The sequence below is a fragment of the Bacillus sp. WC2503 genome (assembly GCF_052682895.1).
In genome coordinates, this window is sequence record NZ_JBQYMD010000001.1 from 2,881,942 (window position 1) to 2,906,293 (window position 24,352).

General features: G+C 34.9%; 26 protein-coding genes. 6 read left to right on the forward strand and 20 right to left on the reverse strand.

Translation table 11 applies throughout. The features are described 5' to 3' along the window. Nucleotides 1-43 precede the first annotated feature (43 nt). Complete coding sequence (locus ACUN26_RS14685) at nucleotides 44-1,189, forward strand: M20 peptidase aminoacylase family protein (RefSeq protein WP_000146710.1); 1,146 nt, start codon at nucleotides 44-46, stop codon at nucleotides 1,187-1,189. A 37-nt stretch (nucleotides 1,190-1,226) separates the two neighbouring features. Here ACUN26_RS14685 and ACUN26_RS14690 read toward each other — a convergent pair whose 3' ends face one another. From ACUN26_RS14690 to ACUN26_RS14700, 3 genes are all read right to left on the reverse strand, one after another. Then, nucleotides 1,227-2,171, reverse strand: coding sequence for an ABC transporter permease (locus ACUN26_RS14690; protein WP_000482778.1), 945 nt, complete (start codon nucleotides 2,169-2,171; stop codon nucleotides 1,227-1,229). After that, nucleotides 2,164-3,075: an ABC transporter ATP-binding protein gene (locus ACUN26_RS14695; RefSeq protein ID WP_000180632.1), complete on the reverse strand. Its 912-nt coding sequence runs from the start codon at nucleotides 3,073-3,075 to the stop codon at nucleotides 2,164-2,166. Before ACUN26_RS14695 ends, ACUN26_RS14690 begins: the two co-directional genes overlap by 8 nt. 90 nt (nucleotides 3,076-3,165) lie before the next feature. Continuing rightward, nucleotides 3,166-3,741 carry an FtsX-like permease family protein gene (locus tag ACUN26_RS14700; RefSeq protein WP_000050640.1) on the reverse strand — a complete coding sequence of 192 codons (576 nt, stop codon included), beginning with the start codon at nucleotides 3,739-3,741 and terminating at the stop codon, nucleotides 3,166-3,168. A 174-nt stretch (nucleotides 3,742-3,915) separates the two neighbouring features. Between ACUN26_RS14700 and ACUN26_RS14705 the strand changes: the two genes are divergently transcribed. Next, the gene (locus tag ACUN26_RS14705) at nucleotides 3,916-4,515 is read left to right on the forward strand and encodes a hypothetical protein (protein WP_001222411.1); all 600 of its coding nucleotides are present in this window, start codon (nucleotides 3,916-3,918) and stop codon (nucleotides 4,513-4,515) included. Between the two features lie 92 nt (nucleotides 4,516-4,607). Here the strand turns inward: ACUN26_RS14705 and alsR are convergent, their stop codons facing one another. Beyond that, nucleotides 4,608-5,507, reverse strand: a complete 900-nt coding sequence (alsR, locus tag ACUN26_RS14710) for an acetoin biosynthesis transcriptional regulator AlsR (protein WP_000423218.1) — start codon at nucleotides 5,505-5,507, stop codon at nucleotides 4,608-4,610. A gap of 152 nt (nucleotides 5,508-5,659) precedes the next feature. Between alsR and ACUN26_RS14715 the strand changes: the two genes are divergently transcribed. Both ACUN26_RS14715 and ACUN26_RS14720 read left to right on the forward strand, forming a co-directional pair. Next, complete coding sequence (locus ACUN26_RS14715; protein ID WP_000872363.1) at nucleotides 5,660-6,025, forward strand: CidA/LrgA family holin-like protein; 366 nt, start codon at nucleotides 5,660-5,662, stop codon at nucleotides 6,023-6,025. Continuing rightward, entirely contained in the window at nucleotides 6,022-6,699 is a 678-nt protein-coding gene (locus ACUN26_RS14720; RefSeq protein ID WP_000578968.1) for an LrgB family protein, read from the forward strand. The genes ACUN26_RS14715 and ACUN26_RS14720 overlap by 4 nt, the downstream gene beginning before the upstream one ends. An 11-nt stretch (nucleotides 6,700-6,710) precedes the next feature. On the opposite strand, the gene ACUN26_RS14725 is transcribed toward ACUN26_RS14720, so the two are convergent. Beyond that, nucleotides 6,711-7,124, reverse strand: coding sequence for an NUDIX hydrolase (locus ACUN26_RS14725; protein ID WP_000442987.1), 414 nt, complete (start codon nucleotides 7,122-7,124; stop codon nucleotides 6,711-6,713). Between the two features lie 140 nt (nucleotides 7,125-7,264). On the opposite strand from ACUN26_RS14725, the gene ACUN26_RS14730 reads away from it, so the two are divergent. After that, nucleotides 7,265-7,465 carry a DUF3903 domain-containing protein gene (locus ACUN26_RS14730; RefSeq protein WP_000624210.1) on the forward strand — a complete coding sequence of 67 codons (201 nt, stop codon included), beginning with the start codon at nucleotides 7,265-7,267 and terminating at the stop codon, nucleotides 7,463-7,465. 318 nt (nucleotides 7,466-7,783) lie between these two features. On the opposite strand, the gene ACUN26_RS14735 is transcribed toward ACUN26_RS14730, so the two are convergent. From ACUN26_RS14735 to ACUN26_RS14800, 14 genes are all read right to left on the reverse strand, one after another. Next, nucleotides 7,784-8,539 (reverse strand): sulfite exporter TauE/SafE family protein, encoded by a 756-nt coding sequence (locus tag ACUN26_RS14735; protein WP_000974639.1) that lies wholly within the window; start codon nucleotides 8,537-8,539, stop codon nucleotides 7,784-7,786. Between the two features lie 108 nt (nucleotides 8,540-8,647). Beyond that, nucleotides 8,648-8,794, reverse strand: coding sequence for a BC1881 family protein (locus ACUN26_RS14740; RefSeq protein ID WP_000849372.1), 147 nt, complete (start codon nucleotides 8,792-8,794; stop codon nucleotides 8,648-8,650). Between the two features lie 248 nt (nucleotides 8,795-9,042). Further along, nucleotides 9,043-9,546: a hypothetical protein gene (locus ACUN26_RS14745; RefSeq protein WP_002039335.1), complete on the reverse strand. Its 504-nt coding sequence runs from the start codon at nucleotides 9,544-9,546 to the stop codon at nucleotides 9,043-9,045. 70 nt (nucleotides 9,547-9,616) lie between these two features. After that, nucleotides 9,617-10,624, reverse strand: coding sequence for a nuclease-related domain-containing protein (locus tag ACUN26_RS14750; RefSeq protein WP_000386795.1), 1,008 nt, complete (start codon nucleotides 10,622-10,624; stop codon nucleotides 9,617-9,619). A 276-nt stretch (nucleotides 10,625-10,900) separates the two neighbouring features. Beyond that, on the reverse strand, nucleotides 10,901-11,944 hold the full coding sequence (locus ACUN26_RS14755) for a GH25 family lysozyme (protein ID WP_001181410.1): 1,044 nt from the start codon (nucleotides 11,942-11,944) through the stop codon (nucleotides 10,901-10,903). A gap of 134 nt (nucleotides 11,945-12,078) precedes the next feature. Further along, a complete protein-coding gene (locus tag ACUN26_RS14760; protein ID WP_000818434.1) occupies nucleotides 12,079-13,842 on the reverse strand; it encodes an ABC transporter ATP-binding protein in 1,764 nt (587 codons plus the stop codon). Next, nucleotides 13,842-15,593: an ABC transporter transmembrane domain-containing protein gene (locus ACUN26_RS14765; RefSeq protein ID WP_000862305.1), complete on the reverse strand. Its 1,752-nt coding sequence runs from the start codon at nucleotides 15,591-15,593 to the stop codon at nucleotides 13,842-13,844. Before ACUN26_RS14765 ends, ACUN26_RS14760 begins: the two co-directional genes overlap by 1 nt. 124 nt (nucleotides 15,594-15,717) lie before the next feature. After that, nucleotides 15,718-15,939, reverse strand: a complete 222-nt coding sequence (locus tag ACUN26_RS14770) for a YneF family protein (protein WP_001123316.1) — start codon at nucleotides 15,937-15,939, stop codon at nucleotides 15,718-15,720. A gap of 78 nt (nucleotides 15,940-16,017) precedes the next feature. Then, nucleotides 16,018-16,458 carry a sporulation inhibitor of replication protein SirA gene (gene sirA / locus ACUN26_RS14775; RefSeq protein ID WP_000860638.1) on the reverse strand — a complete coding sequence of 147 codons (441 nt, stop codon included), beginning with the start codon at nucleotides 16,456-16,458 and terminating at the stop codon, nucleotides 16,018-16,020. A gap of 156 nt (nucleotides 16,459-16,614) precedes the next feature. Next, nucleotides 16,615-18,615, reverse strand: coding sequence for a transketolase (tkt, locus tag ACUN26_RS14780; RefSeq protein ID WP_000019759.1), 2,001 nt, complete (start codon nucleotides 18,613-18,615; stop codon nucleotides 16,615-16,617). Between the two features lie 289 nt (nucleotides 18,616-18,904). Continuing rightward, nucleotides 18,905-19,708: a phosphonate ABC transporter, permease protein PhnE gene (gene phnE, locus ACUN26_RS14785; protein WP_000047884.1), complete on the reverse strand. Its 804-nt coding sequence runs from the start codon at nucleotides 19,706-19,708 to the stop codon at nucleotides 18,905-18,907. Next, nucleotides 19,708-20,502: a phosphonate ABC transporter, permease protein PhnE gene (gene phnE, locus ACUN26_RS14790; protein WP_001000771.1), complete on the reverse strand. Its 795-nt coding sequence runs from the start codon at nucleotides 20,500-20,502 to the stop codon at nucleotides 19,708-19,710. The genes phnE (ACUN26_RS14785) and phnE (ACUN26_RS14790) overlap by 1 nt, the downstream gene beginning before the upstream one ends. Further along, nucleotides 20,499-21,272 carry a phosphonate ABC transporter ATP-binding protein gene (phnC, locus tag ACUN26_RS14795; protein WP_000569223.1) on the reverse strand — a complete coding sequence of 258 codons (774 nt, stop codon included), beginning with the start codon at nucleotides 21,270-21,272 and terminating at the stop codon, nucleotides 20,499-20,501. Before phnC ends, phnE (ACUN26_RS14790) begins: the two co-directional genes overlap by 4 nt. Before the next feature lie 95 nt (nucleotides 21,273-21,367). Continuing rightward, nucleotides 21,368-22,306: a phosphate/phosphite/phosphonate ABC transporter substrate-binding protein gene (locus ACUN26_RS14800; RefSeq protein WP_000915069.1), complete on the reverse strand. Its 939-nt coding sequence runs from the start codon at nucleotides 22,304-22,306 to the stop codon at nucleotides 21,368-21,370. A gap of 185 nt (nucleotides 22,307-22,491) precedes the next feature. Here ACUN26_RS14800 and ACUN26_RS14805 point away from each other — a divergent pair, with 185 nt between their 5' ends. After that, nucleotides 22,492-24,075, forward strand: a complete 1,584-nt coding sequence (locus tag ACUN26_RS14805; RefSeq protein ID WP_001075251.1) for a bifunctional metallophosphatase/5'-nucleotidase — start codon at nucleotides 22,492-22,494, stop codon at nucleotides 24,073-24,075. Between the two features lie 30 nt (nucleotides 24,076-24,105). Here ACUN26_RS14805 and ACUN26_RS14810 read toward each other — a convergent pair whose 3' ends face one another. Continuing rightward, entirely contained in the window at nucleotides 24,106-24,345 is a 240-nt protein-coding gene (locus ACUN26_RS14810) for a DUF896 domain-containing protein (RefSeq protein WP_000931861.1), read from the reverse strand. Nucleotides 24,346-24,352 lie beyond the last annotated feature (7 nt).

Below are 24,352 nucleotides of genomic sequence, written 5' to 3' on the forward strand. Positions count from 1 at the left end.
ATACTTATAGTAAATACTTCGCTTAAGAAAGAGGGCATAATACGTGGCATCTATTCCAAATCAACTAACAGAAAAACTTATTTCCATTCGCCGACATTTACATGAGTATCCAGAACTATCATATGAAGAGTTTGAAACAACAAAAGCGATAAAAACTTGGTTAGAAGAAGCAAATATTACTATTATTGATTCCAATTTAGAAACAGGAATTATCGCAGAAATTTCTGGTAATCAAAATGGTCCAATTATAGCAATTCGTGCTGATATTGATGCCCTTCCTATTCAAGAAGAAACAAACTTACCATACACTTCAAAAATTCAAGGTAAAATGCATGCTTGCGGACATGATTTTCATACAGCAGCTATTTTAGGTACAGCTTTCTTATTAAAAGAAAAGGAATCTTCCCTAAATGGAACGGTTCGCTTTATATTCCAACCAGCTGAAGAAAGTAGCAACGGTGCTTGCAAAGTTATTGAAGCTGGACATTTACATGATGTACAAGCTATTTTCGGTATGCATAATAAACCTGATTTACCAGTAGGTACAATTGGCATTAAAGATGGTCCACTAATGGCTGGAGTAGATCGATTTGAAATTGAAATTCACGGTGTCGGGACGCACGTAGCTGTACCAGATGCTGGTGTTGACCCTATCGTCGCATCCTCTCAAATTGTTATGGCACTACAAACAATTGTAAGTCGAAATATTAGCTCTTCACATAATGCCGTTGTAAGTGTTACAAACATTCATTCAGGAAATACGTGGAACGTTATTCCTGAAAAAGCAACATTAGAAGGAACAGTTCGTACATTCCAAAATGAAACACGAGAAAAGATACCAGCTTTAATGGAACTTATTATTAAAGGAGTTTCTGATGCATTAGGCGTAAAAACAGAATTCCGTTTTTATTCAGGTCCTCCTGCTGTTCATAACGATACATCTCTAACCGACTTATCTACTCAAGTTGCCGAAAAAATGAATTTAAATATTATTTCTCCTAACCCATCAATGGCCGGAGAAGACTTCTCCTTTTACCAACAAGAAATACCAGGTTCATTCGTCTTTATGGGAACGAGCGGTACACATGAGTGGCATCATCCTTCTTTTACAATTGATGAACGAGCACTCCCTATAAGTGCAAAATACTTTGCTTTGCTAGCTGAAAAAGCTCTTAAACAATTCTCATAGAAAAAAGCCGTTAAGGGGTACTTAACGGCTTTTCTTATTAAGTTAAATCGCGTTTTAAAAATACTGTATAGGAAATACTTAAAAATACAAATAAATACAGCAATAACATACATGAAGCAAATGGGAAGGTTACTCCTTCAATAAAACTTCCATTCTTGGCAATACCGTATAAATCTGTGTTTGCCGGCAATAAATATTTCACCCAATTATATCTAGTTGCTGCTAGTAACGCAATATTTCCTGATAAAGCAAGAAACAGTGAAATACCGATTGCGCCCCCACTAGATCTTGTTAACACAGAAATCATAAATGCAAACGCTGCGTACACAAGAGTTGGCAACCACGATAAAATGTAATATTTACTTACTTCCACAAAAATATTTTGTTTTATAATATTTCCATCTTGAAAAATAAATTCACTCCATGCAGGCTGTTGGAATTTATAAATAACAAGTCCACTTAAAGCGGAGAAAATCATATTAAATATAAACAATAAAGCTGCAAATATAACGATTGCTAAAAATTTTGCTGTTAAAATTTTAAATCGACTTGCCGGACGGATTGTTAAAAATTTATATGTTCCCCAGCTATATTCATTCGCAAAAATTGTACTTGCATACACGAGGATAAATGGAAGCAAAATTGGAAATACGATAAAACCTGTATCTCTCATGAAAGAAAGTGGAGAACTGCTTGCTGGTGCTATATCCGTATCTAAATGCTTCATTTTAAGCTGATATTCCTTTACAAGCTCGTCCCCCGACCTTTCTGCTAAAATAGCTTCTTTTTTCATACCAAGCTTTTTCTCAATTTCTACCGTACGTTCTGTATAATCTGCTTTCCAACCCTTTGTTTCTGGTTCTAAATACTTTACCGTAACCCATCCTAATCCAATTATTAATACTGCAATAACCGCAAAAGGAATAATCGTTCTTTTACGCTTAAATATTTTATACAGCTCGTTATACACTAAATTAAACAATATCTTTTCCCCCTGTTAATTCTAAAAATTGCTCTTCTAACGTTTTTCTTTCTTCATATACACGATAAACTTGAATATTTTTCTCAAGCAAAGTACGAATAACATTTGGGATTTCTTCATCTTTTACATTGATAAGTAGATCATTACCTTTTATTACAACATCACATTCTAACATTTCCGCTGCTTTATTTGCATCATCTACACGTATACGGATCGTCTCCATCTCTTCACTATGACTATGCTGAATATTTTGCGTCGCTACATATTCTCCGTGTTGAATAATAATAACTCTGTCACACATTAATTCAACTTCTGAAAGTAAGTGACTAGATACAAGTACTGCTTTTCCTTGTTCATGTGCAATTTTCTTTATGTACATTCTCATTTCATGTATTCCACTTGGATCTAGTCCATTCGTTGGTTCATCTAGTACCAATACATCTGGATTATGAATAAGCGCCTGAGCAATCCCTAAACGTTGTCTCATACCGAGTGAATATGCTTTTACTTTACGGTCAATTACTTGTCCCATTCCTAACAATTTCACTACTTCATCGATACGTTCTTCTGTCACATTCCCATTCATTCGGCCGAAATATGTTAAATTTTCGTAGCCGCTCAAAAAAGGATAAAATTCCGGTGTCTCAATTACTGCACCAATTTTCGCAGCAGTTTTTTCAAATTGCTGTTTTACAGATTGACCATCAATCCATACTTCACCTTCTGTCATACGGATCATACCGACCATCATTCTCATTAAAGTCGTTTTTCCAGCACCATTTGGTCCTAGCAGGCCAACAACTTCACCTTTTTTAACTTCGAAACTAATATTTTCTACAAGTGTCTTTGAACCGATTCGCTTCGTTAACCGCTCAACTTTTACAATTGATTGTTCATTTGTCATTCTATACAACCTTTCCTTCCCATTCTTTGTCAGGTCTTTTCACTCTAACACGATTATTTTCATGTGTAAAATAGAAAAAGGCATGATTTCTCATGCCTTTTTCTCAAACTGAAACAAATTTCCGTCTTTTAAACTTCGAACAAATCGACAACATTGCATCATCGATAATACGACGACAGCCATCATAATTATACTAACAACTGCTATTGCATATATTGTAATTGGTGCACTATTTATCCCTTGTATCCCTGCTATTTTCATAAAGATAATCGTGAATAATTTCAAAAATAACATCCCATGAACTAGACCGAAAACAGACGCTGCTCCATAAATGAATAATTGCTCCTGACATAATAAACATAGTATTTCATTTTTTTTCATATTCCCTACTACATAAGATTTAAATTCCTCTCTCCTCACTTGCAGAAGAGAATTCGTCATTTTATACGCAATAAAAATACATATAAAAATCAATAAAATAAACAGCGTGTAAAAACACATTTGAAACAAAAATGTTGCCCCTACTTTCCCAGTCGCTAGTTCATTAAATTGTAGCGACATCATAAAAAACAAAATTGCAGTACACATGGCAATCCACATGAATTGCTTCATCCTTTTGACAGCAAATGTTCTTATATTTTTTCTCGCTAACCGACATAAAGACATAAATTTCTTCCCCTACCTTATAACATACGCATTCTATACTACTAGTGTATAAAAATATGACATTACAAACATCGCACTACAATCTGAATCTTTTCTAAGTCTTTAGTCCTAGAAAGGAAAATGGGAATTTATTCATATTTAAATTATAATTGTAAAAAGAGGAGGGTTTATACTATGCGTATAAACGTATTATTTATCTTATCTTTACTTTTCTTTACTAGTTGTAACCAAATACAAAATAATGAAGTTGCTTCTGTAGAAGCTTACAAGTTAACAAAAGAACAGTCTTCTATTTTACAAATGACGCCTATTCAAGAAGGAAATAGTATGTTTTATAACGTTACACTTAATAATGATAAAGATGAAATAAATGCTACGATTGATTATTATCAAAATGGTAAAAAAGTAAAAGAGATTACTAACATCGCTTCATCACATTTTCTAGAAAAGAAAATAAAACTCTCTTTCATACCACCACATTTCCAATTTGATAAAGATGTAAAAGAAAAAGGTCAATGGTATATTAATATTGACGGTGGTTCAACGCTTGCTCCTGAAGAAGCACCTCTAGGTGTAAATAGTTCTGCAACTATTACAATTCAATCTGCAAAAAATTTAAGATATAATCAGAAAACAATTTTAGCTGCTGTAATCCAAACAAGTAAAGAAACTGTAAGCGTCCCTACAATTGATGAAGAAACAGGTATTGATCTACTCTTAAAAGAAAATGAACACGTTTATCTTTTCAGTATCGAGCTAAAAAAAGAAAAATAAAACAGAAATGCACTTAAGCTGCATTTCCGCTTTATTGTTTAATAAGGTGTACTTTTATATATTCGAATTAAATCTATTTACCGTTACTAATATTACTCATCTTCTACTTCTATTCGTTTCTTCTCTCTTGCAATTTTTAAAAACTCTAACAGCTCTGGATTACTATTCATTTTTTTATAAGCTACCGACATTTCTGCAACAAAATTAGAATCATATAACTCTTTATATACAACTTCTGTTTTATATAATTTATTTGCCGATACAGGGATTACTGTAATCCCAATCCCTGCTGCTACAAGCCCCATAACTGTTTGATATTCTGTTGCTTCTTGTACAATTTGAGGACTAAAGCCAACCTCTCGACAAAGAGATAAAATTGTATCATACAACGCCGGCCATACTGGTCTCGTAATAAAAACAAACGGTTCATCGCGTAAATCTTCTATATGTATTTCATCTTTCTCTGCAAGTGGATGTGCCTTTGGCAAACATAAAGTACAAGATAACCTTTGAATTGGTTCTAACTCTAATAATTGTGTTGAAATTGGCGGCCGTAAAAATCCAATATCAATACGATTATCATGAAGTGCATGCACTTGATCTGGTGTAGATAATTCATGTAATGCGACAGACACTCTCGGAAATTTCTTTCTATACTCCCTGACGATAGACGGTAAAATATCATATATCGCCGCACCTACAAAACCAATTGAGAGTGATCCAACTTCTCCCCTTTGCGCACTTTGTGCAACTTCTACTGCTTTTTCAATTTGCTCAAACGCTTTTTTTACTTCTTTTAAAAACATTTCTCCTGCTTCTGTTAATTCAACCTTTCTCTTCGTTCTTGAAAATAACAGAACTCCCATTTCTTTTTCTAATTGCTGAATTTGTTGACTAAGTGGCGGTTGTGTCATTTGTAAACGAGCAGCCGCTCGTCCAAAGTGTAACTCTTCTGCCACAACAACAAAATATTGCAAATGCCGTAATTCCATTTTGGACACCCTTTTCAATTTCAATTAATACGTCTAATATATTAATAACATATAATTTATATATTAGACAAATATTTTGAATGAACGTATAGTAGAAATTGTTAATTCTTTTTTACAATTTTTATGTAAAAAAAGAAAGAGGTGGTTACTGTATGAAATGGTGGAAGTTAAGTGGACAAATTTTATTATTATTTTGTTTCGCTTGGACAGGTGAATGGATCGCAAAACAGGCACACCTCCCAGTTCCAGGAAGTATAATCGGTATTTTTTTATTATTAATTTCATTAAAATTTAACCTAGTTAAAAAAGAGTGGATACAGGACGGAGCAGACTTTTTATTAAAAGAACTTATTTTATTTTTTATTCCTTCTGCAGTCGCTGTTATTCGTTACAAAGATACACTATCACAATATGGAATCGATCTCATTTTAATTATTATGATTAGTACACTTTGTGTTACTCTCGTAACAGGACTATTAACAGAATTGCTACTTAAGCGGAAAGGATCAACGCAATGATCGGCTTTCTTTGTTTACTATTAACACTATTGACATATTGGATATCTAAAAAAATATATCAACGTTGGAATTGGAGCTTACTTTCTCCTCTCCTTGTCTGTCCCATTATTTTAATCGCTTTATTGCTTGGACTAGACACACCTTATGAAACATATGAATCTGGTGGTCAATGGCTAACAGAATTATTAAAACCTGCAACAGTTGCTTTTGCATGGCCAATCTATAAATACTTTGATTTATTAAAGAAACACGGAATCGCCATCTTACTTAACGTCATCGTTGGTTCATTTTTATCAGTTATTACTTCGGCACTACTAGCAAATTATTTTCAAATTGATTCGTCACTAGAACATAGTTTAGCACCGCATATTGTAACGACACCAATCGCAATGGCTATTTCAGAAATGATTGGTGGCATGTCACAATTAACAGCTGTATTTGTCGTTTTAACTGCCTTAACAGGAGCATTACTCGGCCCTTCCCTTATACGTATTTGCCGCATTAAAACCGCGCTCGCAAAAGGTATTATGTTAGGAACGAGCGCAAATGGAACTGGTACATCAAAAGCATTCGAAATCGGCCCTGTTGAAGGAACAATCGCAAGTTTATCCATGCTTTTAACAGCGGGTGCTAGTTTAGTTATCGTTCCGCTTTTCTTATCTTGGATACATTAAAAAGCAAGTATTTACATACTTGCTTTTTCATTTATATATTGACATATTAACTCGTAATCCTCCGGAAAAGCTAGCGATAATTTTTCAACTTCCTGTATCCCTTTCCAGTCAATTTCATGTATTAACTCATCAGGATCTTGAATTTTCATACTACCGCCTATTTTTTTAACAAAGTAATAATGAACATACACTGGAATTCCGTATGTAATACCTTCTTTTTCGTATATTTTATTTACAACTTCCACATTGTAGCCTGTTTCCTCCCAAACTTCCCTGATACAACATTCTTCTAGTGTTTCTCCCTTTTCAAGTCCTCCACTTGGTACAGACCACCTTTTTTCTTCCCCTTCTTTGCCTTGCAGCACCATTAAAATTTCATTTCTGTCATTCATACATATAGCTGCCGTACCTATCCATCTCTCCATAAACATCCCTCCCCTACTAAAATTCGCCTTCTTTTTTATTTTCCCCTTGAAAAAAGAGGAAAAAAATAAACGGTGACGAAAGAATACATCAACTTCATAGGCAGTCCCTTCTTAGAAATTAAAAACGGAAGGATGAAATTATGATTTCTAAATATGTTGTGGAATGTGTCTTTTGTGAAGAAAATCGAAAACCTCGCCAAGCTACCGTCACAGTTCCCGCCACTTCTCAACTACTAGCTATTCAAAAAGTTCGGGCTGAATGTAAACGTCGCTTTGGAAAAACGTTATTATTGCAAACAGAGGTTAAAGAAGAAATAGTTTTGGAACAAAAAGAAAGCTGACCATCAATTGGCCAGCTTTCTTGTCCGATCATATTTTCACATGAAGATTAGGGGCATCCTCTTTAAGGATCGGGATTTTCCCATTATGTACGTTCCATAATGGTCATCGAACAATATATTTCTATGCAATTAAGTATTGAATAGAATAGGGCAAAACTTGTTCGCATTTTTAGAAAAGGGATAGGGATATAATTCAAGTAGTACTTCGAATACTCGAACTTTATACTCATAATATTAATGCAAATTCTTTTATATGGGAAATATGAATTACTTATATAATTCATTCGTAAAATATATTAATACCTTGCTATAGTAGTTTTATTCCATCAATAACATACATCCGGCTAAAACTGGCGTCATAATCATTGAAAATCTCAACAGCATGCGTGGTGCATAATTTGTAAACTTCGCACCGATATATGCTCCTAACATCGTCCCAATTAATACTTGCAATAACAATATATAATCTAAATACCCTTCCGAACTATATCCAATCCCGCCTCCAATTGCAATGGGTAATATAACAAGCATAGTCGTTCCTACAGATTGCTGTATCGTTAATCCTAAAAGAACCATTAGTCCAAGTTGTATAAAAGGGGCTGAACCAATCCCGAATGAACCAGCCAACATTCCAGTAACTAATCCTAAACATATACATTTCATCAAGTTGTTTTTTGAAAGTTTTTTCTGTCCACATAAGGGTGGCTGTTGCTTATTTAGAGACATAATCAATTTAATAAACATAAAAATTGCTGATAAAAATAACATCCCAGCTGTAAACCAATGGAGAAGATGTGCTGGTATAAGCGAACCAAACTTTGAACCGATATAAGAACCAAGCGCTCCAAATCCACCAACAATCCCGCCTATCATAAGTACAACATTTCCTTCACGATAATGACTTATAACTCCAGATAACGTCGTAAATGCCATAGCAGTTAAAGATGTTGCAAGTGCAACGTGAATAGGAATATGAAATACTAAAGTGAGTATCGCGATAATAAATCCAGCTCCCCCTGCTCCAACAAATCCTAATAAAATACCCATTAATAACATCGTTATAATAATTGCCACATACTCTCCCTCCAGTATCCCAATTATCTACTATACGCCCTCTTCCATACAAATAAAAAGCATCCTATCCGGATGCTTTCACTACTTTTCTATATTGAAAATATGTAATCAATCTTGATTAATTAAAATAACAGCAGGACCAGCAACGACTACTCCAGCTACTTCTATCTTTTCAAATTCCTTTACTGTAATAGATATAACACCTTCTCTTTCCATCAATTCTTTACTCAGGACTTCAGTCGGTATCGTCTTCACCGTCTTACCTCCTTTTCATTTATACAATATGATAAAGCGACACTTTAATCAGTGGGGGTTTTGGCCACCCCCACTGATTATTAGCCCTCATCAACCAGGCTTTTGCGAGATAAAAACAACCCAATACATCCATATATATGCATCACCTCCACTTTCATTCCTTATTCCATCCAAAATTCATATTCCCTTTCTATAACATATTGAAAAATAAAAAGAAGCTATAACATATAGCTTCTCTCTAAGTTTCTTTACCCTCTCTGTACCTTATATGTCAAAACTCTACCATCTCTATCAAATTGGAAAATAAGCTGTTCACTATCTATTGGAATGAAGCCACGTTCTGTCCCAAGATAGTACAAAGTGATGACCCCTTCTTCCTCATTTCTCGTTTCAGTAGGCGTTCCTAACAATTGTGTAATTTCTTCATTTGATTTCCCTATTAATTTATATTTTCGCATGAAATCATCTACCATATGTACCCGTTTCTCTTCGTCATTTAACCACCGATCTCGATTAAAATTGGAAGTGTACTCATTCATACTTAATTGTACAGCACACACTATTAATGGAATGATCCCTACTATCATTACACGTAACATTTGTTTCTTTTCTTTATTACGACTTGTAGAAGCACGTAAGATGACTCTTTGAATCATGACTAATAAAATAAATGGCATAACTACTACAAAAATACTCTTTACACTTAATGACATATGAACTATATCGATAACGAAAATAAACGCAATGTACATGACTATATACAAACAAAAATAAACATACAAAATCCCATGTAATAGAGCACCCAGAAAAATCTCCCCCTTTTTAATTCACCTGGCAAAGCATTTCTCTTATCTTTTGTAACTCTTGCGCTGTATATATTACTTCCCCTGTTAAAACTTCATTTTTGAAAAACGCTACGATTTGCTCCCTATCTTTTAATCTAGGTGTGTCCTCATTAGAAAGATCTAGTACTTCTTTACCACTCTCATTATAAAAATATACAATTGGCTTTACGTTTTCTTTTACAATATCAACTTGCAATTCTTTCAAACAATTGTATAAAATTTGAGATTGTTTCTTCGCTTTATATACTGGATTCCCTTCATTTTTCACTTGTATAGTTAACGAATCTTCACCTGTAATACATTCAAGCGTCTCTTCTTTTTTAATTTCTTGTTGATACTTACCTATTTCATCAAGCATAAATGAATATATACTAGCATTCTCTTTCGTTACACCATGAATTAATTTTCCTGTCCACTCTCTCGTCTCAAGTAAATACATACCAGTTTTATATAAGATAAGATGATGGATTCGAATATCGTTTATTCCAAGTTTATCTCTAATAAAAACATTCGGCATAATATGAAATTCATCTTCTTGTATGATTTCTTGTTCTAAAAATCCTTGCTTCATATAATGTAATGTTTCATGCGTATTTACTTCAGCGCTATTTTTAGTATACTCTCGTAAATCTGCAATTAACTTTTGAAACATATGTATTTCATTACTATGTTTATCTTGCATTTCACTACGTTCTTTACTATGTTGCATAGCTAATTGATTTTTCATCATACGCATATTTTCAAGTTCTCTAGCTGTACTAACTTGTAAATCATTATACTTTTTCTGTTCCATATTTTTTAACGTATTTTGTTGCTCTTTATGTTCTGTAACCGTGGCTGCAATTTCACTTTCATACGTTTCAATCGCTTGCTTTTTTTCAAATTCCACCTGCTGGCTCTCTGATTCCAACTGTTTATTTTTATAAAACAGTACGAATACTGCAGCTAATAATATTAAAATTACACCTATTAGCACATAATCCATATTTTTACTCCTTTATTTCAATTTTTGATTATTTTTTATAAATATCCCCATTGTATTATACTATGCTTTTAATATACAACTTGTGAAAATTAATTTTTTCATAGAGTGACACTTTAATCAGTGTTTTGTTCTATCACCCACTCATTATTAGCCCTCACCAATCGGCCTTTTACGGGCAACTCCCACCTATCTTCCTCGCATTCGCCGAGATTCTTACTGCCTGCAAATCGCGGGATAAAAGGTATCTCAGGCGAGATACCTTTTACGTTGACTTTATTATACACCATACTGAATATAACTCGAATCATAATATATCCATTCATTTCCACCTAATCCGAGCCAGCCATCTTGCTTACACCATACTCGATATGCCTCACCATGATGTAACTGTCTTATAACATTTCCACTTAATGATGGAGCATCCCGTAGATTCACATTGTCACCAGTAATAGTCGCCACATAATGTTTATACTGAATATAACTCGAATCATAGTATATCCATTCATTTCCACCCAAAGCAAGCCAACCATCTTGTTCGCTCAAAACTTCATATGATTCACCTCGATTTAGCTGGCGAATTACACTAGATTGTAAAGATGGTCCAGTCCGTAAATTTACATTATCGCCATTAATTACAGCAACACCGTAAACTGGAGTTGCATTATTAGGCGGAGAAACATTCCCTCCACCACTCGATCCATTCCCTTGCAAAGCTTCTAATGAAACTGCTGCTGATACATCACAATTTCCTACACCTGAAATTTGGCCAGAATCAGTGTATTGCCACGCTGTCCACTCTGTCCATCCACCAGCATCAGCAGGCGGTGTACTAGAATATCTAGCAATCCAAAGTGGAATATCACTTAACCCGTTAATTCCAAACTCATTAATATACCAAACTCCTGTATATAACATTACATTTTTTCCAGTAGCCTGTTTCACATAATTTATGAAACTTCTTGCCCAATTAGATATAGCGGTACCAGTTAAATTACTATTACTCGGATCTGTTGGTGACTCTAAATCTAGAACTGGCATTAAGTCTGTTTGATTGCTTTGTAATATACTCACAAAATATTTCGCTTCTGAAATTGCATCATTTTGTTCTGGATGTGCAAAATGGTATGCACCGATTAATACATTCGCATTTCGTGCCGCTTGTACATTTTGAACAAAAGTAGGATCAAGATAATTTACACCTTCTGTCGCTTTTGCATATGCTGCTGGAATGCCAGATGCCTTCACTGCATTCCAATCAATACTCCCTTCCCAATGAGACACATCGATAAACGTAACATTTGAACTCGATCTGTTTTGCATATAAAATCTCCTATCAAATTTTTTCATTCCGTATACATACAATATGTACAACTTTACTAAATGGACACGACATGTATGCTATAAAAACAAAGAGTAAATATATTTTATATACAAAGTAAAAAAGACCTTGTATATTACAAGGCCTTTTGCAAGCTTCCTTTATTTTGTAGTAAATACATATTATAATACAACCCTTGCTCACTCAGTAACTCTTGATGTGTTCCCCTTTCTACTATCTCTCCATCATGCATAACGAATATTTGATCTGCATCTTGAATTGTAGATAACCTGTGAGCAATCGCTATCGTCGTTCTACCTTTTCTCATTTGCTGCAACGCTGTTTGAATAGCCTCTTCTGTTTCTGTATCGATATTAGCTGTTGCCTCATCTAATACTAACACTTTCGGATTAGTTGCTATCGTTCTAGCAAAAGCAATTAATTGTCGTTGACCACTAGAAAATGCAGCTCCTCTTTCTACTACTTCTGTTTCATACTGCTTTGGTAATTTTTCAATAAACGTATTGGCTTGCACAAATTGCGCAGCTTCTTTTACTTCTTCATCTGTAATTTCTTCATTGTACATACGAATATTTTGCTTTACATTTCCTGCAAATAAAAATGCATCTTGCAATACGAGTCCTATTCTCTTTCTAATTTCTCGTTCTTCAAATTTCTCTAAATCTACACCGTCTATTACAATGTTTCCCGACTTAATATTATAAAATCGCATTAGTAAATTCATAATGGTACTTTTTCCGCTACCAGTATGCCCAACAAAAGCAACCGTTTGCCCTTGTTTCACATGAAAAGATACATTTTTTAAAACATCACGCTTTCCATCATACGAAAAAGTAACATTTTTAAATTCAATATCTCCATTAACTACTTGAGGATTCCCATCCCCTTTTTGAACCGGCGCTAAATCTTTCTCATCTATTAAATGAAATACACGTGATGATGAAACAAGTGCCTGTTGGAAAAATGATAATTTCATCATCATCTCATTTACAGGTTGGAAGAAACGATGAATATAGTTAACAAACGCATATAAAACTCCTACTTCAACGGGACTCTTTAAAGCGTCAATTCCGAATAAACCAAGTACTAATGCAATTGCTACAATATGAACTAAATCCGTTGCTGGACGTAAAAGTAATGCGTCTAACTTTAACGTGCGTCGTCCTGCACTATAATGTTTATTATTCACCTCTTCAAATTCTTTTCTCATACGTTTTTCTTGTCTGAATACTTGAACAATATTCATTCCTTGAATGGACTCATTTAACTTCGCATTTAATACGCTTAATTGATTACGTACTTCTAAATAAAAAGCTGCACTTTTCCGGCGATATAGCACCATAATAGCAAACATAATTGGAATTAATATAAGAGAAAATAGTGCTAATTTTACATCTAATAAAAACATCGCCACTAAAATCCCTACTAAAAACACTACATTTTTTACGAATGTTGATAGTACACTTACATAAAAATCCTTAATCGCTTCCGTATCATTTGTTATGCGAGATACGAGTGTACCTATCGGCGTACGATCAAAGAAACTTAATGACAATTTTTGAACGTGTTCATACACTTCAACTCGCATATCTTGAACAATCTTAAAAGCTATATTTTGAAAGTACAATAAATCTAAATACGTAAATAATACTTTTAATAAATGTGCAATTATATACACTACAAATAGAGTAACAAGTGCTGATTGATCAAAGTTACGCGGTACTAAATGTTCATCAAGAAATTGTTTAATTAAAAAAGGACCCATCATTTCAGTTACAGTTGCACCAACTAGGAATAAAAATGCTAATGCTAATAACCTTTTATATGGTCTCATATAAGAAAGTAATCTTCTTAAATCACTCCGCTTTTTCTCAGCCATCATACGCCTCCTTTCTCTACTAACGCCTCTAGTTGCTGGCTTTCGTACATTTCTTTATACCAACCATTTTCTCCCATCAATTGTTCATGTGTTCCTCGTTGCACTACCGCTCCTTCATCAATCACAAGAATAATGTTTGCATGCTGAATTGCACTTAAACGGTGTGCAGTAATAATCGTCGTTTTTTCTGCTCTTTCCCGTTTCAATGCGGATAATATAGTTTCTTCTGTTTTTGCATCGACAGCTGATAAACAATCATCTAAAATTAAAATTTCAGCATTCGTTAATAAAGCACGCGCAATTGAAATCCGCTGTTTTTGACCTCCCGATAGTGAAACACCTCTTTCACCTACTACCGTATCATACCCTTCTGAAAATTGAACGATATCATTATGAATACAAGCAATTTCAGCAGCACGCGCAATTTCTTTATATGTAGCATCGACCTTTCCGAATGCAATGTTCTCTCCAATACTCGCTGAAAATAAAAAATGATCTTGCGGCACGTATGAAATTGCAGAACGTACACCATGAAGTGTTACATCTCGAATATCCCGCTCACCAACTTTTAATTCACCATTAAAATGATCATATTCTCGAATTAAACATTTTAACAACGTCGTCTTCCCTGCACCGGTACGTCCCACAATACCTAGCGTTTCACCTTTTCTTAAATTAACATAAATATCTTTTAAGTTTAATAGTTCATTTTTCTTATAAGAAAATGAATCAATAGCAAATGAAACATCACCACTTGCTATAGTATTTATAGCGTTTTCCTTATTTACTACATCTGAAGTTTGTGAAAGTATTTTCTCCACACGATCATACGAAGCGCGTCCACGTTCCATAATATTAAACAACCATCCAAAAGCTAACATTGGCCATACAAGAGTCCCTAAGTATGTTGTAAACGTTACTAGCTCTCCTACAGTTAATTCGCCCCGTACTACTAATAAAGATCCGTAACAAACTGCGATTAAAAACGAAAACCCGACAATAAGTGCAATCGTTGGATCGAATAACGAGTCAATACGTGCGACTAACATATTTTTATGTACGACATCTTCTGATTTCTTCCGAAATGCTTCCAAATCCTCTTTCTCTTGTCCAAGCGAGCGAATCACCTTCATCCCACTCATACTTTCTTGTACTTTATCATTGATTTCAGAAAACGATTGCTGCGCTTTATGAAATCTTCTATGCAATAAAGTTCCATAATAATTTGTAGAAATCGCTACAATTGGCATCGGAATTAAACTTAATAATGTCAACTTCCAACTAATTGTAAACCCCATCGCCACAAGTACACATCCTCCAACTGCTAATGAGTCAACAAGTGTTAAAACACCCGATCCAGCAGTTTGCTGAATTGCCTGAATATCATTGGTCGCATGCGCCATCAAATCGCCTGTACGACGTGATTGATAGAAAGTTGGACTCATCTTTGTAAAATGTTCATATAAATTCTTTCGTAATTGACGGGCTAATTTTAAAGAAGATCCAAAAATCATAATACGCCACAAATAACGCAATATGTACATAGTAATTCCTACAACAACTAACAGAATAACCCACTTCAACAATTTTTCAGATGTTAATGTTCCATTATTAATTTCATCTACTACAATACCTAGTACTTTCGGGGCTACAAGTTCAAGAAGCGCGACACCAAATAACATAATAATCCCAATTATGTACGCTCGTTTTTCTTGTTTAAAAAACCAAGCTAAATTAAAAAATACTTTCATATTTATCCTCCTCCCTTAAAATGAGCGATGTTTTCAGTTTAACAAAAATACAGAATTTTTAAAAGTTTTAAATGCTTTCAAAATCCAATAGGAAAGGGCACTCTTATCGAGTGCCCTTTAGCGCTTATTTTGTTTGTTGCTTGCTCATCGCGCTCATCATTTGATTGATTTTCTTTTGGGAAGGTTTTTGTCCCATTTGCATCATCATCATTTTTAACATTTGTTCATTAATTGGTGGATTTTTTTCTAAGTAGTTCATCATGTATTTGCGGGCAATGAAAAATCCTAACGCCACGCCTGCTACTAGTGCTACTACGCCCACTAGAATACCTAACCAAATTGGCATATATTTTCCTCCTTCATGTTGTCTACCTTACAGTGTACTAAAACCTTTTCAATAAGACAAGATAGAATTCGACATTTTTTACACATATGTTCGTACTTGTTTTAAAGGATTCAACCATCCGTACTTTGTATTTTCATAATCCATAGCTAAAAATGTTAGTTCACACTTTCTTAACACCTCAAAGAAAGTCGTTTCCATAGAGACATTTCCAGAGGTATTCATGCGAATATAGTGTGGTTTCACTATTATTTCGCCATATTCCGCTCCCGTAAAAAGTGTATGCGTATGATGTGTTCTATCATATTTACCAAGAACACGCAAAGCTTGCTCTAATTTATGATGAATTTTCATTACTTGTAATGGCATCGTTATATACATCATTTGTTTATATAACACTTTTTTCTCCGAAAGGGACCCAGATTCTGAAAATCGAGCAAATAAATCAAAAAACAAATATTCACGACCAAAATAAGCTTTCGCAATATCCTCTTGAATTAAATACAATTCATACGTTTTCATTTTCAGCCTCCCAATCTGGACAACCTTTTCTCTTCATTATATAGAAGAAAATTTGCAATGATTGTCTGACTGCGGAGAGATAAAAAACTTTTTCTGTCGAAAAAACTCATTTACATAGAAAAACCTCTCCATGCCGGAGAGATTTTTCTAAAATCATTAAAGCATTTCTTTTACTTTACGAACAACGTTCTCTACAGTAAATCCATACTCTTCCATAATCTTCTCACCAGGAGCAGAAGCACCGAATGTATCGATACCTAACACATCTCCTTCAAGACCTACGTAACGGTGCCATCCGAATGTAGCACCCATTTCGATTGCGAAACGTTTTGTTACTGCTTTTGGTAATACAGATTCTTTGTACTCAGCAGTTTGAGCTTCAAAGCGATCCATAGATGGCATGCTGACAACAGCTGCGTCAACGCCGTCTACTGCTAACGCTTTTTGTGCTTCAACAGCTAGACTTACTTCAGATCCAGATGCAAGTAAAATTACATCAGCTGTTTCTTTCTTGCTTGCAGAAACTACATATGCACCTTTTGCAACTTTTTCATACGTATCTTCTTTTGCGCCTTCTAATGTTGGAAGATCTTGACGAGTTAATACTAAAGCAGTTGGTGTTTTTGTAGATTCTAAAGCTAATCTCCAAGCCGCAACAGATTCGTTACCGTCAGCTGGACGAATAACAGATACATTTGGCATTGCACGAAGCGCTGCTAATTGCTCAACTGGCTCATGTGTTGGACCGTCTTCACCAACAGCGATACTGTCGTGTGTGAATACATACGTTACTGGCAATTGCATTAATGCTGCAAGACGAATTGCTGGACGTAAGTAGTCAGAGAATACGAAGAACGTACCACCGTAAGTTTTTAAACCACCATGTAGTGCAATACCGTTCATTGCTGCACCCATTGCGAATTCACGTACACCGTACCAAATGTTTTTACCGCTGTAATCTTCTCTTGTAAAGTCTTTTTCGTTATTCATATATGTTTTGTTAGAACCAGCAAGGTCAGCAGATCCACCGAAGAATGATGGTACAGACTCTGCAATTGCATTAATTACAGCACCTGAAGAATTACGTGTTGCTGCTTTTGATCCTAATTCATAAGTTGGTAAGCTTTGTTCCCAACCTTCTGGAAGAAGACCGTTCATTGCTGCTTGCAGTTCGTTTGCTAATTCTGGATATGCTTGTGCATATTCACCTAACATCGTGTTCCAAGCTGCTTGCGCTGTTTCACCAACATCTTGTACTGTTTTACGGAAGTTGTCATATACTTCTTCTGCTACATGGAAGTCTTGTTCAGCAGTCCAAGCGTATGCTTCTTTCGTTAATTTTGTTTCGTCTACACCAAGTGGAGAACCGTGTGAAGCTGATTTTCCTGATTTGTTTGGAGAACCGAAACCAATTGTCGTTCTTACTTCAATTAGCGTTGGGCGTTTTTCGTCAGCTTTCGCTTCTTCAATTGCTTTCGCGATTGCTTCAATATCGTTTCCATCCTCAACACGGATTACTTGCCATCCGTATGCTTTGTAACGATCTTCTACACTTTCAGAGAATGAACGATTTAAATCGCCATCTAATGAAATATCGTTTGAATCGTAAAGCACAACAAGACGACCTAATTGTAAATGAGCAGCTAATGAAGATGCTTCAGCAGAAACGCCTTCCATTAAATCTCCATCACCACAAATAGCGTATGTATGATGATCTACTACATTATACGCATCACGGTTATATTTAGCCGCTAAATGTCTTTCAGCCATTGCCATACCTACAGCAGTTGCAATACCTTGTCCAAGTGGACCAGTAGTTGCGTCTACACCTGCAGTATGACCGTACTCAGGATGTCCTGGAGTTTTACTTCCCCATTGACGGAAGTTCTTTAAGTCATCCATTGTTACATCATAACCAGATAGGTGAAGTAGGCTGTATAATAACATTGAACCATGACCTGCAGATAATACGAAACGATCGCGGTTAAACCACGTTGGGTTATTTGGATTATGTTTCATAAATTGAGTCCATAATGTATAAGCCATTGGTGCTGCACCCATTGGCATTCCTGGGTGACCAGAGTTTGCTTTTTCAATCGCATCGATGGATAATGTGCGAATCGTGTTGATAGAAAGTTGTTCGATTGAATGTGACATGCTATTCTTCCCTTCGCTTATATTAGTAAACGTTTTATACATTTATATGATAGCTTCCCACGCAAGATTATACAACATGTATCGACAAATATGTTGATGTTTTTTTGATTTTTTATAAAAAAACCAATGATTTCGGGAATGTATGGGTATTCAATATGACATACTTTTTTATTGTTTTTATTTTAAAAAGAAAGGGAATTATCTGTATATTTATACAAACGTACAGACTTCTTTTAATAAACACTTAAAAAGACAAAAAAGCATCTGACTTCGATGCTTTTAAAATCCGTTAAACAATCCGTTTTCGAATCGAACTTGAAATAAAATCGATTATAATTACCATTAGAATGATGCCCAATAAAATAATTCCCACACGAGACCAATTCCGTGAACTTAATGCAAAAATTAATGGCGTACCAATACCACCTGCTCCAATTACACCTAAAATCGCAGCGGATCGCACATTAATTTCGAACCTGTATAACGTATACGATAGAAAATCTGGTAACACTTGTGGTAATACCGCATACCAAAGTATTTGAAACCGATTTGCACCTGTTGATATTAACGCCTCGGTCGGTCCCTTATCTATATTTTCAATTCCTTCCGAATATAGTTTCCCTAACATTCCGATAGAGTGTAACCCTAAAGCTAGAACTCCGGCAAAAGAGCCTGGCCCAACAGCTTTTATAAATAAAAGAGCCATAACTAATTCAGGAAATGTACGAACAAAACTAAGTACAAATTTCCCAGCACCTGAAGTTAATTTTCCACTACTCATATTCGTTGCCGCCCAAAAAGCAAATGGAACAGATAAAAAGGCAGAAATAAATGTACCTAATATTGCAATTGCCAACGTATCAATCAAACCATGTAATAAATCTTCACCATCAGGCAAAGATACATACGACCAATCTGGGTTCAACACGCCTGTCATAATTGCTTTTGTAATTTCTCCCGCTGTATTTTTTATTCCCTCGAGTGGGACACCTGAAAAGGCCCATACATATATAACTGTTAGTGCTATAAAAATAATCCAGCGATTTACACTCGGTTTCTTCGGTTTTGGTACGATTATCGTCGTTTTACTCATTATAATTTCTCCCGCAACAATGTACTTATATAATCAATTAACAATACAACAACAAGGGTATAAATAATAATGGAAGCAGTTTGTTGATATTGTAAAAATCCAAGTGTACGATCATAATATAAACCAATGCCACCTGCTCCTACTAAACCTAGAACGGCTGCGGCACGTACATTCACCTCAAATGTATAAAGTACGTAGGAAACAAAGTGCGCTTTCACTTGCGGAATGACCCCATAAACAATCCATTGCACCTTATTCGCTCCTACAGCTGTCATCGCTTCTAATGGACCTGGATCAATTGATTCAATTGACTCATACAATAATTTCGCTACGAGCCCAACCGAGAAACAAGTAAGAGCCAAAATACCTGGAAGTGGTCCTATTCCAAAAATCGCTACAAAAATAGCCGCTAATAATAAATCTGGTATCGTTCGTATAAAATTTAAAATCAATCGAGCTGGACCGTACAAAAATACACTAGTAAATACATTACTTGCTGCAAATAGTGCAAGTGGAATGGCTAAAATCGCTCCTAAAGTCGTTCCAATAATCGCCATGCGTATTGTATCTAACATTGCTGTTGTAATAACTTGAAAATAACTCCAATCTGGTGGCACCATTTCCTTCAATAAATCCATCATATTTGGAAAACCAACTACTAGTTTTGAAAATGATGCGTCGACCTGTACACTACTACCCCACAACAGTAAAATAACTAGAATAACCGTTAACATATGTTTCAATTTACTCGGCGGCTTCGGTATCGATTTCGAATATATCGTCACGTCATTCATTTAGCTGCCACCTCTAATAGTGAGCTTTTCTGAGCTACGTCCCCATAAATTTCAGCAAATTTTTCATCCGTTGCCTCATCTACTACACCATCAAAAACAATTTCACCTGCATGTAATCCAATAATGCGTGTAGCATATTGCCTCGCTAAATCAATAGAATGTAAGTTTACAATTGTCGTAATTCCAAAATCTTCATTAATTTTTTTCAAATCATCCATTACTTGCTTTGTTGTCAGTGGGTCTAACGAAGCAACAGGCTCATCTGCCAATATAATTTTCGCTTCTTGTGCCAATGCTCTAGCAATCGATACACGTTGCTGTTGTCCTCCTGATAATTCATCTGCTCGTGCATATGCTTTTTCTAAAATATTTACCCTGTTCAAAGCCTGAAATGCAAGTTCCAAATCTTCCTTCGGAAACAAGCCTAACGTTGTACGTAATGTCGAATGATATCCAACACGCCCGGCTAATACATTCTTCAGTACCGTGGATCGCTTTACAAGGTTAAAGCTTTGAAAAATCATACCAATATCTCGGCGCATGCGTCGTAACTCTTTGCCTTTTGCAGCAGTAATAGACTCACCTTCAATAATAATTTCTCCTTCTGTAATCTCATGAAGGCGATTTACTGATCTGAGGAGTGTAGATTTTCCAGCCCCAGATAGCCCGACCATTACAACAAATTCACCTTTTTGAATTTTTAAATTTATGTTTTTCAATCCTTTCGTACCATTTGGATACACTTTGGAGACATTTTGAAACTCTATCACACATCTTACCTACCTTCTATGTATTATCAATAACTGAAAAACGGCAAACTAACTGAAATCACACACTTTCCAGTTAGTCGCCATTTCCATATGTATTATTGTGTTTTCACTTTCTTTCCATAGTCACGAACGATATCAAATTTACTATCATCAGATTTCACATATCCTTCGTGTGAGTATACCTCTTTAATGATTTTGTGCCCTTCTTCATTCTTTCCTATTTCAATGAAAGCATCTTGTAATTTCTTGCTCCACTCCGCATCTAAATCAGAACGTACAGAAATCGTATCGTTTGGAATTTTCTCCGTAAATTTTACTATTTTCGTTTGATCGAATATATTCGGATAATCTTTTTTTACAATATTACGAGCATCTTGGAATACAACAGCTGCATCAACATCACCATTTAAAAGAGCAATAAGTGACTGATCATGACCTTTTAATGTAACAGGTTTCACATCCTTTAGCGGATCGACTCCCTCTTTTAACAATACAGCTGCAGGCCATACATACCCTGCTGATGATGTTACATCTTGATAACCAATTTTTTTACCCTTTAATTCTTTTACACTGTTAATATTAGAATCTTTCTTAACAACAAACTCTGATTTATAAAAATCTACTAAGTCCTTTGTGGGAGCTCCAGTTTCATCATCTACCCCAAAACGTTGCGCCTGTAATATTACGTTTGCAGCCTTTTTCTCATGCGCTAACACATACGCTGTTGGAGGTAAAAATCCTACATCTACTTGTTTTGATGCCATAGCTTCTACAATTGTATTGTAATTCGTTGAAATACTAACTTTTACCGGAATGTTTAATTTATCACTTAATAGATTTTCCAATGGTTTTGCTTTTGCCTCTAACGTATCTGCATTTTGAGAAGGAACAAATTGAACATTTAACGTCTTCGGTACATAACCTTTTTTCGTATCCTCATTTTTACTTGCACTTGATTCCTTCGTTCCACAGCCACTTAATAACCCCGCTGCTAGTACAACTGTTGTGCTCATTGCAAAAACTTTTTTCAACATGTGAATGCCTCCATTTTTCGTTGTTATAAAATAACCTTCCGTAAACATGAAGAAATATATCACATATTTTTACAAACAATTACTTATTTACAGAATCTTTACACATTCTATACATTCTGATTAAAATTCTTTTCATATATTTGATATGATTAATTGAAAGATAACAATAGAAAAGGTGAATGGTATTGAATCAAAATCAAATTGTAACTTTAAATATTTTATTAACAAGCGATGTACATGGTACTGTGTATCCAATTCACTACCAAGATAACTCCAAAGCAGAAATTGGTTTAGCTAAAATTTCTACTCTTATAAAAAAAGAACGTTCCAAAAATACAAACGTTCTTTTAGTTGATAACGGTGATTTCATACAAGGAACACCTTTAACTTATCATTACGCTACATACGAAAAAGATAAGAAAAATCCAATGTCCTTATTGGCCAACTATTTAAATTATGATGCTGCAATTATCGGCAATCATGAATTTAATTATGGAATGGATATATTAAATCATGCTGTAGAAACTGCAAACTTCCCGTACTTATCAGCAAACATTTTAGATAAAAACATAAAAGAACCTTATTTCGGGAAACCCTATATAATAAAACATATTGAATCAAATATAAAAATTGCTATTTTAGGGGCAACAACACATTACATCCCGAATTGGGAACAGGCCCATCATATTAAAGATTTACTATTTGAAGATGCATTAGAAACAATAAAAAAGTGGGTTCCTTACATCCGTAAACATGAGCAGCCCGATTTACTAGTCGTAGCCTATCACGGAGGATTTGAACGCGATTTTCAAACAGGAGTACCGACTGAAGTTTTAACAGGTGAAAACCAAGGATACGCAATGTATGATGAAATTGATGGTATAGATATTTTACTAACAGGCCACCAACACCGAGAAATTGCTCAAACTTTAGATAATGGTGTAACAATTTTACAGACCGGATGCAATGGACACTCCGTTGGAAAGGTAAAAGTAATATTCGAAAAAACAGAACAAAAATGGGTAAAGAAAAATAGTTACGCACAATTATTGCCTGTGCAAGGAATCGAGGCCGACAAAGATGTTCTTTCCTTGGTCGCCGATTATGAAGAGAAAACACAAAAATGGCTTGATCAGCCTATTGGCATCATTCATGGAGACATGCGAATTTCAGATGCTATGCAAACTCGTTTGCAAGACCATCCTTTTATTGAATTCATAAATAAAATCCAGATGGATATAGCTAACGTTTCTATTTCTTGTACAAGTTTGTTTCATAATACATCTCCAGGATTCCCGAAACATGTCACAATGCGGGATATCGTTTCCAATTATATTTACCCAAACACATTAAAAGTTATTCGAGTGACTGGAGCCGATATAAAAGATGCTCTCGAACTTTCTGCTTCTTATTTCACATTAAATAAAGTTGGAGATATAATTGTTAATCCTGCATTCATAGAACCAAAACCTGCGCATTATAATTACGATATGTGGGAAGGGATTTCGTATGTATTAAACATTTCAAAACCAATTGGTGAAAGAGTAGAGTCTTTACAGTATAAAGGCGCTACACTCGATATAAATGAAGAATATGACGTTGTTATGAATAATTATCGAGCAAACGGCGGAGGGAACTTCTTCATGTTTCAAAATAAACCAGTAATAAAAGATATTCCAACAGATATGTCTGAACTTATTGCTAACTATATATTGAAGCATAAAAGAATAGAAGCAACGAGAAATAACAACTGGAAAGTTATTAAATAACAAATAAAAAAGATGGGCTTCGCCCATCTTTTAATTTAATTTTGCATTATCTTGCTTTTTTAAAGCTTTTAATTTCGCTGGTGTAACATCTGTACCTTCTTCGTTAACGACTTTAATTCCTTTAAGTTCGTTTAACATATTTTGACGAAATCCTTTTAAATATTGTTCTCGTAGCGATTGACGCTCACGTTGTTCTTCTTCAGTTAAACCTTCAGCTTTTGCTTTTTTCGCTAAGAAGTTAATGCGTTCAACGAGTTCGTGATTAAGCATCTCGAAT